Source organism: Nostoc sp. (assembly GCF_036917635.1).
In the GTDB taxonomy this organism is placed as follows: domain Bacteria; phylum Cyanobacteriota; class Cyanobacteriia; order Cyanobacteriales; family Nostocaceae; genus Nostoc.
This window is the reverse complement of record NZ_JBALCW010000039.1, coordinates 1-11603: the sequence shown is the minus strand read 5'-3', so window position 1 is coordinate 11603 and position 11603 is coordinate 1. Positions and strand designations below refer to the sequence as shown.

General features: G+C 45.9%; 6 protein-coding genes. 1 reads left to right on the top strand and 5 read right to left on the bottom strand.

Annotation, left to right across the window (positions count from 1 at the left end; translation table 11 throughout):
- The first annotated feature begins 549 nt into the window (after nt 1–549).
- The gene (locus V7K32_RS10925) at nt 550–3483 is read left to right on the top strand and encodes a beta strand repeat-containing protein (protein WP_334993006.1); all 2934 of its coding nucleotides are present in this window, start codon (nt 550–552) and stop codon (nt 3481–3483) included.
- Nucleotides 3484–3726: 243 nt separating this feature from the next.
- On the opposite strand, the gene V7K32_RS10920 is transcribed toward V7K32_RS10925, so the two are convergent.
- The 5 genes from V7K32_RS10920 to topA form a co-directional block, all read right to left on the bottom strand.
- On the bottom strand, nt 3727–6393 hold the full coding sequence (locus tag V7K32_RS10920; protein WP_334993004.1) for an HD family phosphohydrolase: 2667 nt from the start codon (nt 6391–6393) through the stop codon (nt 3727–3729).
- Nucleotides 6394–6522: 129 nt separating this feature from the next.
- Nucleotides 6523–7461 (bottom strand): ADP-ribosylglycohydrolase family protein, encoded by a 939-nt coding sequence (locus V7K32_RS10915; protein ID WP_334993002.1) that lies wholly within the window; start codon nt 7459–7461, stop codon nt 6523–6525.
- Between the two features lie 100 nt (nt 7462–7561).
- Nucleotides 7562–8026 (bottom strand): type II 3-dehydroquinate dehydratase, encoded by a 465-nt coding sequence (aroQ, locus tag V7K32_RS10910; protein ID WP_334993000.1) that lies wholly within the window; start codon nt 8024–8026, stop codon nt 7562–7564.
- A 7-nt stretch (nt 8027–8033) separates the two neighbouring features.
- Nucleotides 8034–8174 (bottom strand): hypothetical protein, encoded by a 141-nt coding sequence (locus tag V7K32_RS10905; protein ID WP_334992998.1) that lies wholly within the window; start codon nt 8172–8174, stop codon nt 8034–8036.
- A 369-nt stretch (nt 8175–8543) separates the two neighbouring features.
- Nucleotides 8544–11192 carry a type I DNA topoisomerase gene (gene topA, locus V7K32_RS10900; protein WP_334992996.1) on the bottom strand — a complete coding sequence of 883 codons (2649 nt, stop codon included), beginning with the start codon at nt 11190–11192 and terminating at the stop codon, nt 8544–8546.
- Between the last annotated feature and the right edge of the window lie 411 nt (nt 11193–11603).

Sequence of the window (11603 nt, the reverse complement as noted above, 5' to 3'; positions counted from 1 at the left end):
CTGAGGCGTTTTTCATCCCCTACCGTCGATGACAGAATGCGGTACTGCGTACCTGTTCTTTAGGGGCTTTCAAACTTCCCAGTATTCCTTGTAACTACCTAATATTCCTCCCCCGACACCAGCTAAAAGCGCAGCCTTGCTGATATCCAAGCTAATATCGGCAACAGCAGTCCGACAACTGTCAACCCCTGTTTATTAAATTACACAAAAAGTGCTATATACTATCATGTAGACTGCTTCCTGTCAACAAGAGGCATGGGGGTAGTTCTTGCTCTTAGCAGAGGGGAAACCCCATACTTCAAAGTAGGGGTCTTAGACCGTGGACGCATTATTTTTCGTGCAACGCATCTCGAAATAAATATTTTTCCCTTGACCATAAATAAATTTAGCGGGTTGAGACCCGAATGGCATCTTGTATTCCAGAATTTTTCTCGGACTGCAAGAACTGCTAAGAGCAAGAACTGCCTATAAAGGTTAACACTCAACAGTCATTCTGACTTTAACTTCAATTGTTTAAATTTTTAGTTCTCAAAACAAAAGGACGAACTCATGGCAAATTCAGTTTTCAACTTATCTAACCTCAACGGCACAAATGGCTTTGCCATCAACGGCATCAACCCAGATGACCGTTCAGGCAAGGTTACCAGTGCCGGCGACATCAACGGCGACGGTCTAGAAGACCTGATTATCGGGGCAGATGGTGCCGACCCCAACGGCGACTCCTCAGGGCAAACCTACGTGGTGTTTGGCAGCAAGAAAAGTTTTGCTGCCCAATTCTACCTCTCCACCCTCAACGGCACGTCGGGCTTTGCCATCAACGGCATCAATGCAGGTGACTTGTCAGGCAATGTTAGCAGTGCCGGAGACATCAACGGCGACGGTATAGACGACCTGATTATCGGCGCAGATGGTGCCTCTCCCAACGGCATCACCTCAGGGCAAAGTTACGTGGTATTTGGCAGCAAGAAAAGTTTTGCTGCCCAATTCAACCTCTCCACCCTCAACGGCACGTCGGGCTTTGCCATCAACGGCATCAATCCAAATGACTCCTTAGGCACCTCTGTTAGCAGTGCGGGAGACATCAACGGGGACGGCATTGACGACCTGATTATCGGGGCATCCTTTGCCTCCCCCAACGGCAGTTCTTCAGGGCAAAGCTACGTGGTGTTTGGCAGCAAAAAAAGTTTTGCTGCCCAATTCAACCTCACCACCCTCAACGGCACAAATGGCTTTGCCATCAACGGCATCAATCCAGATGACTCCTCAGGCAATGTTAGCAGTGCCGGAGACATCAACGGCGACGGTATTGACGACCTGATTATCGGGGCACCCTTTGCCTCCGCCAAGGACTTTTCAGGGCAAAGCTACGTGGTGTTTGGCAGCAAAAAAAGTTTTGCTGCCCAATTGAACCTCTCCACCCTCAACGGCACAAATGGCTTTGCCATCAACGGCATCAATCCAGAAGACCGTTCAGGCTACTCTGTTAGCAGTGCCAAAGACATCAACGGCGACGGTATTGACGACCTGATTATTGGGGCACCCTTTGCCGACCCCAACGGCGACAATTCAGGGCAAACCTACGTGGTGTTTGGTAGCAAAAAAAGTTTTGCTGCCCAATTCAACCTTTCCACCCTCAACGGCACTAACGGCTTCGTCATCAACGGCATTAATAAAGATGACGGCTTGTTGGGCGACTCTGTTAGCAGTGCCGGAGATATCAACGGCGACGGCATTGATGACCTAATTATCGGGACAAATGGTGCCGACCCCAACGGTACCAGTTCAGGGCAAAGCTACGTGGTGTTTGGCAGCAAGGAGGGTTTTGGTGCCAAACTCAACCTTTCCACCCTCAACAGCACGTCGGGCTTTGCCATCAACGGCATCAATCCAGATGACCGTTCAGGCTACTCTGTTAGCAGTGCCAAAGATATCAACGGCGACGGTATTGACGACCTGATTATCGGGGCACCCTTTGCCGACCCCAACGACATAACCTCAGGGCAAAGCTACGTGGTGTTTGGCAACCGCGCCCCCGTTCTCGACCTCAACGGCAACTCACAGGGTATTGATTTTAGCACCAGCTTTAGGGGCGCTCCCCTCTCCATCATCGATAGCAAGTTCACTCTAAGCGACAACAACACTACCCTAGCTGGTGCCACCATCACCATTACCAATCTCTTGAATGGCGCAGGCGAAAGTCTCAATGCCACTGTCATCGGCAACATCACCGCTACCTACAACCCTACCATAGGCGCTCTCACCCTTAGCGGCACGGATACCATTGCTAATTATCGACAAGTCCTCAGCACCGTTACCTACAACAGTAAAGCTACCACTGTTAACACCACAATTGAGTTTGTCGTCGATGATGGGCAAGATTTTAGTAACACCAGTGCAGTGGCTACCACAACTTTGGGTTTTGTCCAGAAATTGATCACGGGTACGCCTGATGCAGATATCCTCATCGGCACACCCAACAACAACATCATCGAGGGCAAAGGTGGTAACGACAAGCTCACTGGTAATGGTGGTCGAGACAACTTCATCTTCTCAACAGGTGATGGCATCGACACCATAACCGACTTTGGCGGCGTAGGTATTGGTTCAAATCCATCAGCGGCAGTAATTGCTGAAGTTGATACCTTGGATTTTAGTAGATTAGGATTGACTGCTAAAAATCTGCAATTAAATCAAAATGGCAAGAATCTAGAATTCACTTTTGAAAATACAAGCAATACCAAAATCATTCTAGAAAACTTCTTGTTAGAAAACTTGAATAATTTACCAGCATCTGATACTGTCCCAGCTATTGGCAATATTCTGTTTGATAACCAGACGGGCATCGTTGACAGTTTTGATGTCTTCGATGCCAACTCCACTCAAACTGACTTATTTAACCCGAACACTGTTACATTCCTCAATGACCTTAACAATAACATTACGGGTTTTAAAAACTCCGGCGATGTGATTAATGGTCAGGGAGGTGATGACATCATTCACGGCAATAGTGGCAATGATTTGCTGCGGGGTGGAACTGGTAATGATACCCTCTTCGGTGATGCTGGCAATGATACCCTCATCGGTGGTGCTGGCAATGACGTACTCACAGGTGGTGAGGGTCTTGACAGATTCATTTACAACACTGATGTTGCTTTTAAGAGTGCTGATGTTGGTCTAGATAGTATTAGTGGGTTCTCCGGTGGATTTTTTGCAGCTACTACACAAAGTGACAAGATTGTACTGGCTAAGGCTACCTTTAATACAATTACTTCTGTTCCGGGAATAGGTTTTAGTAACGAGAGTGATTTTGAAATCACTTCGGGAGCGGCGACTAGCACGGCGAAAATTGTCTACAATCCTGTGAGTGGGCAGTTGTTCTACAACGAAAATGGTAGCACGGCTGGTTTCGGCAGTGGTGGTCTATTTGTGACTCTAACTGGTGCGCCAATTCTCAAGGCATCTGATTTTATTATCCAAGCGTAGTTCTCTTGGAACAGCAAACTTTGAGTTCGGAACATCAAACTTCGAGTTCCAAACAGCAAACTTTGAGTTCCAAACCGGCTTAAATCTTTTCCCTCACCCTCAGCCCCTCTCCCATATCATGGGAGAGGGGAGACATAATTCTAGTTCCCCCTCTCCCAAATGATTGGATTTGGGGGTAGGGGATGAGGGCTATCAAGGTTTTTGCACCTGACGGGATGCTCCCGTTAAACCTAAGTTTCTTAATTAGGAATTCCGCCCAGTGCCATTAGCGTTCAACTTCGGGTAAGCAATCCGTTTATGATGAAATTGTTGCCAAACATCTACAAATATCTGGGCAATTTTTGACATTTCTTCTCGTGTTAGTCCTGAATCTACGAGTTGATTGTCTTGCCATTTGGCACGCAGAATATTGTTTAACATTGTTAAAGCTTGTTCAGTCGAGACATCTTTAAAGGATCGCTTCTCGGACAGAGGTTTAGCCGATGCTTCGAGCGATCGCAGCGCCGCTTCGCAAGAATCTGCTAACATGACTATTCCGGTTTCCCGTGATTGGGGAATTGGCCCATTGTAGCGAAAATCTGCGTCGTCTACTATTAAACTTGGATCTTCTTGAGCCATTTGCTGGGCTTGATGATGGAAATATGCAATTAGCATCGTTCCCTGATGCTCTGGAATAAAAGCTTGAATTGCTGTCGGTAAAAGGTGTTTACGCGCCATCACCAACCCTTCAGTTACGTGCTTTTTGATAATTTCTGCACTCTTCCAAGGATCTTTAATCTCTGTATCATGTTTATTCGGACTCCCCATTTGATTTTCAATAAAGCCAAGGGGGTCGTGCATTTTGCCAATATCGTGATACAATGTTCCAGCCCTGACTAGTTCCACATTGCATCCTAGTTGTTTGGCAGCAGCTTCGGCAAGGGTAGCGACAAACAGCGTGTGTTGAAAAGTTCCAGGAGTTTCTGTAGCAAGTCGTTTTAATAAAGGGCGGTTAGGGTTTGCCAACTCCGCTAAACGGATTGGAGTAACTAAATCGAAAACTTTTTCTAGATAAGGACTCAACCCTAAAGCGATAACACTCCAGCCTAAACCGGATAAAGCAAACAATCCGGCTTCTCGGAGGACAAGATACCACGTTGAACCAAATGCTTGACCAATTAAGATTTTAACAACCAGATAAATGCCGCCCTGAGTTAAAGCGATCGCAACACCCAATAATGCCAATTCCTCACGCGATCGCAATCGTTGCGCTATGTAACTACCTAATATTCCTCCCCCTACACCAGCTAAAAGCGCAGCCTTGCTTATATCCAAGCTAATAGCTAATATCGGCAACAGCAGTCCGACAACAGTCAAAGCCAAAGTGGGGCCGTAAAAGCTTCCCAACAATAAACCAACGGCGCTCCAGGTGGTATAAGGCAATCCCATCGTTACCAACCCTGGCACACTCAGAGTTAGCAATAACACCAATAAGCGATCGCGTTGTCGCAATTCGTAATCAATATGCCGTTCTACCCAGACAATCAGGGCAATGGCGATCGCAATTACACCTGCTAACTTCACTAACTCGTGCCATTTTACCTGCCGGTGAACCAGGTGATAATGCTCCAGCACCTTAAAATTCCATGCAGTAATCTGCGCTCCTTTTCTGACAATCACCTGGCCATACCGTACCTTCATCATCACGGGTGGTACTCCAGCAGCAGCCTTTTGAGCGTTTTGTTTGGTTTGTTCTTCATCTTTTTGCAGATTCGGCTTGAGTACAGCTAACAACAGCTTCTTTGCCAAAGATTCGGCTGATTCTGGTACAAAGGACTGCAATTGTAAACTCACCGCATCCTGTAATATATTTTTTGGCAGTCCTTGTGGGATGCCTTGGGTGAGAATCCGTTCTGCACTCTGATGGATTCCCATTTGGGTTGTTTCCCACTCTGCATCTGACAAATCCAAAAGTAGGGATTCCTCGTATACTGCTTCTGGGGTAACAGTCTCTAACTGTAAAAGTTTGGCAGTGGCTTGGGTGTATCTTTGGCGTGCTTGGGAAATTTGGGCAATCACTAAAGATAAGTTTTTCTCAGAAGTTGTGACGCGGTAAGATTCTAGTTCTGCTACTGCTTGAGTAAAGTCAGTGTTTTGAGAAAAATCAACAGGCTTTATCTTCTGTGGCGTTGGTGGCTGATTAGATGCGGATGAGGCAACAGTTCGTCCTGTTGCTTTCTTTTGGTGATTTTTAGTATTTTCTACAGCTACTAGCATTCCTTGCCATTCCGAATCAGGACAAGAGCGGAGGTAACGCTGGGTAGAGATGGACAAAACTACAGGAGTAAAAAAAGGAATTGCTCCAGCAACGGCGCGAATCTCATTGCCATCATCTAGAAGTTGTTGCAAATTTTCCTTGATTTGTTCGTTCATTCGCGCATCAACCATCAACACTTGTAACGATGTTTGACTAACCGCTTGGCGCTGTGATTCTGTTTTTTTCTGATCTTCAATGTTAGCTGTGTAAGGCGCTGTAATTGTTTGGGGCGCGGGATTTCCTACTTGAATTTGAGTCTGGTTGTATAATTTATGTCCCATAATGCCAGTCAGGGACACTAGAGCGATCGCTAAAATTACCAAAGAACGCTGTTGATGTAGCCAATTTAAACAGACTCTATAAATAGTACTCTTAGTTTTGACCGATTTTGTTTTTAACTGGAGCGCTCTTTCTTGTTTTCGCCGCTCGCTTTTATCGTTGGTTTTTGATAAAAATAGAATTACATTCTTAAGCACAGTCCTTAGAAGTTCTCTTCTATGGGTTTTGCTTTTGGCACTTCTCATTAACTTTCCTTTACGGCGTAGTCCTTTATACTGTCGCCGCCAGTTAGTCAATTGCTGGGTTAAGAACTGCAAAAATTGCTGCATTTTCATTATCTCTGCCTGCAATTGCCGACTTTGATACCTCAAAAAAAGACAATCATCAGGGAAATTTGATTTGCGGCTGCAACTACGGTGGCGGGCGCTAATTACGAATTACGAATTACGAATTACGAATTATTGTTAACGCGACCGAATAACGCGAGGAGCTGCGTAAACTGAAAGTAAAGCTAGCTCACATCCCTCCTGTGTTAACTCCCGTGGATTTAAGCCAATATCATACACTCCTGACCACACCGCCACAAATGCATCGATCAATTTTAACATTTGGGAAAAGCTAGTTAATCCCCATCTGGGAGAATTCCTCTGTAAGAGCAAGACTTGCCAATTTACAGGAATTCCACCTATACCGTTATATGCTCCTGATAAAGCACCAGTAATTACACCTGTAGCCTGTAAGCTTAGAGGTGTAGAATCTTCCATGAAATTGCCATTGTAATTAGCTCGCAAAACTGCCAGCCGAAAGTCTTCCAAGGTACTTAAAAAGCAGTAAAATGCCATAGCAATAGTATTACTTACTTGTTCTTCCTTAGCAAACTCAGCTTGCGCCCTTGACAATCCCGCCCCTTGCTCTAATAAACTTTGAACTGTTAATAATTTTTTTGGTATTGATGTCGGTGTTTCTTCGAGAAAAGAAATTGTTTGTGGGATGAGGGTTAGGGGGTTGAGTTTTTCAGTTAAAGCAAGAGCGATCGCATATCCTACTGCTAGCGTTCCATCCCTTACTATTGGGTCATCTTCCCAGATTTTTAGGACATGCAGCAAGTTTTGTCGCAGCTTAATTGGATTTTCGTGAAAAAAAAGTGCTATTGGTAGTGTCGCAATAATTATTTTGATCGATATGTCATCAACTGCTGCTAAATGAAGAGATTCTTGTTGCTGACGCGCTATCCAATCATCTAAATCTAATCTACCCAGCGCAATCAAACTCTGGGTACCTAGAACCGCCATTCTGCCCAAATCCTGGTAACTCTGAGACTGTATATCACCAGTCGCTAAACTTTCCCCCAGCAATGCTCCGAGTAAAGTACCTTTAAACCGACTTATAGGAGAATAACGCATAAATTATCTAGTTAAAAGTGAGGAGTGAGGAGTTAATGAAATATTGCTAATTCCTAACTTTACTACCACCTACCAATTGCTAACTCCTAACTTATAACTCCTAACTCTTAACTCTCAAATGATTCACCAAAGCTTGTAAGCCCAACAAGTAACTTTGTGCGCCAAAACCGCTTATTTGCCCAATTGCTACTGGGGCGATGTACGAATGATGGCGAAAATCTTCTCGACGGTAAATATTACTCAAATGTACTTCGACTGTGGGCAAGTTAACAGCCGCGATCGCATCTCGCAATGCCACACTTGTGTGGGTATATGCTCCTGCATTAATCAAAATCCCGTGATGTTGTCCTAATGCACCGTGAATAGTATCTACCAAAATTCCTTCATGATTTGACTGCATAGAAAAAACTTTCGCCTGTAACTTGAATCCTTCTTCTTCTAACAGGCGGTTAATTTCAGCTAGAGTCAACGCACCATAAATTCCTGGTTCTCGCTGTCCTAGCAAATTTAAGTTTGGCCCATGCAGTGCCAGAATGCTTAAGGGTTGCAACGTCGAGTTTAGCACTTTGAGATTAGTGGCGACGACGCGAGCGATCGTTTACAGGAATCGGAATCAGTTCCGGTTCCGGTTCTACCTCTGGCCCAAACAGGCTCTCAATTAGCCTCCGTGCTAATTCCTTAACCTTTTCCAGCACCTTTTCTATATAGTCCATGAACTGACGGCTCCTGAGATACTACCTCAATTTTTGATTAACAGGTACGCAGAAATTCGCATATTTTCGCACCTCTGGCTTCCAACCGGGCTGATACACAATCCCGTGTTTGGGACATAAGCCACTTCTAAAATTTGGCGTTGTGTTTTCCCTTACTTTTTAGAGTATCACACTTGCACCTACTGAACTGCATCCTATCAAGGATGGATATCAAGGGTCAAGAGTTAAGGATCGGGCTTTGGACTCTTGACTACGAATTTTAGATTTATGATTTGAGATTTCTTTCGCTTACAAGGCGCGGGGGATGAACCCCAAAATTCTTTTAATCCAAAATCCAAAATCCAAAATCCAAAATTAGCTGACTTACAATTAGGCTTTTGTACCCTTTTTTTTCGTAGACGTTGTTGACTTAGCAGTTGACTTAGATTTAGAAGTCGTTGATTTAGTCGTTTTGCGAGTCGATTTTGCTGTTGATGCTTTAGCTGACAACAAGTTCAGCGCCTCAGCCAAGGTTATATTTTCTACCGTTTGACCTTCTGGAATACTCACATTAGTTTTGCCATGCTTGATGTAAGGCCCATAAGGCCCATCGTAAATGTTAATTGTTTCTGCATCATCTGGATGTGTACCCAATTCGCGTAAAGCTGCCTTAGACTTGCTGTTTGTGGAACTGCGTCCTTTTTTTGGCTCAGACAATAATTCTAATGCACGTTTTAAGCTAATTGTCAATACATTATCAGCAGCTTTTAGGGAACGGTAGTCTTTCCCCTCCTTACCCTGGTCATGAACCACATAAGGGCCAAAGCGCCCCAAACTTGCTTGGATTTTGCCGCCAGTAACTGGATGAACTCCCAATGTCCGGGGTAGTGCCAACAGACCAACAGCCATTTCCAGGGTAACGGTTTCTGGGGTAACACCTTTGAGTAAGGAAGCTTGTTTCGGCTTGGGGTTTTCGTCGGTTTTGTCACCCAATTGAACATAAGGCCCATAAGTACCAATTTTCACATAAATCGGTTCGCCAGTTTCGGGATGCCGACCTACCTGGTCAGGCCCTGTGATTTTTTGTCGCAGCAATACTTCTACCTGTTTGGGGTCGAGGTCGGCTGGTGTCAAGTCTTTGGGAATTGAAGCGGTGATAACCCCGTCACCATTTTCGACTTCAATGTAGGGGCCATATTTCCCAATGCGGACTTTGGCATCTAGATTTTCTAGTTCTACAGTCCTAGCTTTGGTGGCATCAATTTGACTTTCCCGTTCTTTTACCAGGGTTTCCAGCCCTTTCTCTCCCAGATAGAATTGCTGCAAGTAAGGTAGCCATTTCGCTTCACCTGTGGCAATATCATCCAGGGTTTGCTCCATCTTCGAGGTAAAGCTGGGATCAACAACGTCCGGGAAATGTTTTTCCAGTAAGTCGGTGACGGCGAAAGCGGTGAAGGTGGGAATCAGAGCATTACTCACCAAATGGGCATAACCCTTATCGATGATCGTGCCAATAATGCTGGCGTAGGTACTGGGACGACCGATACCTTCGCTTTCTAAGGTTTTTACCAAAGTTGCTTCGGTGTATCTAGCTGGCGGTTGGGTTTCGTGTCCAACTGCTTCTAAGTCTGTACAATTGGGATGATCTCCCACTTTCAGATTCGGCAAAATTACTTCCTGGTCTTCCAGTGCTGCTTCTGGGTCGTCTGAACCTTCGACGTAGGCACGTAAGTATCCTGGAAACTCAATCCGTTTGCCAGAAGAACGGAATCCAGCATCCTCGACTTGCAATTGCACAGTAATTTGAGTTTGGCGGGAATCAGCCATTTGACAGGCGACAGTCCGCTTCCAAATCAAATCGTAGATAGCAAGTTCTCGACCGCCCAAAGGAGTTTCTTGGGGCGTGCGGAAGGTGCTACCTGCTGGACGAATGGCTTCGTGCGCTTCTTGTGCGCCTTTAGATTTGGTGGTGTATTGCCGGGGTTGGGGACTGAGGTATTGTTGACCATAAAGCTTTTCTACACAACTTCGAGCAGCTGCGATCGCTTGATCTGACAAATGCACCGAATCTGTCCGCATATAGGTAATATACCCCTGCTCGTACAAATTCTGGGCAACCCGCATCGTGTCACGGGCTGAGAGGCGCAATTTCCGGTTAGATTCTTGTTGCAACGTCGAGGTGGTGAACGGTGGCGACGGTTTGCGCGTCACTGGGCGTTCTTCCATGTCGGTAACACTCCAGGTTTTCCCGGTTAGGCGTTCCTTGAGGGCGATCGCTTCGTCTTCGTTTAGCAACAAGACATTGCGACCGGCGGTAATTTCTCCGGTCGTTGCGTCAAAATCACTGCCGTTAGCGATTTTGGTTCCTGCCAATGTTACCAACTGAGCACCAAAGGGCATTTTTTCCTTTGACAAACTGGCTTTCAAATCCCAGTATGTACCCTCATGGAAAGCGCGACGTTGGCGTTCTCTAGTGACTAAAAGTCGCACAGCTACAGATTGCACCCGCCCAGCAGATAATCCCCAGGCGATTTTTTTCCATAGCAAGGGAGACAGGGTATAACCCACCAGTCGATCTAAAATCCGCCGCGTTTCTTGGGCGCGAACCAACTGCTCATCAATATTGCGGCAGTTTTTCAGAGCTTTTTTGATCGCCTCTTGGGTTATTTCGTGAAACACCATCCGTTTAGTTGGAACTTTCGGCTTCAGCAATTGGTATAAATGCCAACTAATGCTTTCACCTTCCCGGTCTTCGTCCGTTGCCAGAATCAGTTCATCTACATCTTTGAGGGCTTCTTTAAGCTGGGTGACAATTTTCTTTTTGTCTTTCGGGACAACATATACCGGTTCAAAGTCGGCGTCCACATTTACCCCTAGCTGCGCCCATGATTCCCCTTTGACGGCAGCGGGAATTTCACTAGCCGACTGGGGTAGGTCACGTACATGACCCATAGACGCCTCCACCCGATAGCCTGCTGGCAGGTAGTTGCGAATGGTACGAGCTTTGGTTGGAGATTCGACGATGACGAGAGTTGACATGGAAATTTCAATAAAAAGAAGAGCTACTAAGCTAAACAGTCAAATTGAGGTAATTTTTGCAAATTGTCAAGGTAAAAGGTCACGCTTAGGGCAGTGATTTAATCCTCACATAAACTGTCTGCTTGGGAGAAAATTCGCTGAACTTATTGCCCAGTCTGTCCCAGAGGATAAATGAGGGTACGCTGGGTCTGAATTTCCAGCTATTTCAATCTTTAACTTATCTAACGCATAATTGGCGACTACAGTTTTCAAAATATTGGCAATGGGGAGTGGGGAATGGGGAATGGGGAATGGGGGATGAGGGAGCAGGGGAAGCAGGGGAAGCAGGGGGAGCAGGGGGAGCAGGGGGAGCAGGGGGAGCAGGGGGAGCAGGGGGAGCAGGGGGAGCAGGGGGAGCAGGGGGAGCAGGGG

Bases quoted from the DNA above. Each gene is read 5' to 3' on its own strand.
- V7K32_RS10925 (WP_334993006.1), top strand. From the start codon at position 550: ATGGCAAATTCAGTTTTCAACTTATCTAACCTCAACGGCACAAATGGC.
- V7K32_RS10920 (WP_334993004.1), bottom strand. From the start codon at position 6,393: ATGAAAATGCAGCAATTTTTGCAGTTCTTAACCCAGCAATTGACTAAC.
- V7K32_RS10915 (WP_334993002.1), bottom strand. From the start codon at position 7,461: ATGCGTTATTCTCCTATAAGTCGGTTTAAAGGTACTTTACTCGGAGCA.
- V7K32_RS10905 (WP_334992998.1), bottom strand. From the start codon at position 8,174: ATGGACTATATAGAAAAGGTGCTGGAAAAGGTTAAGGAATTAGCACGG.
- topA (WP_334992996.1), bottom strand. From the start codon at position 11,192: ATGTCAACTCTCGTCATCGTCGAATCTCCAACCAAAGCTCGTACCATT.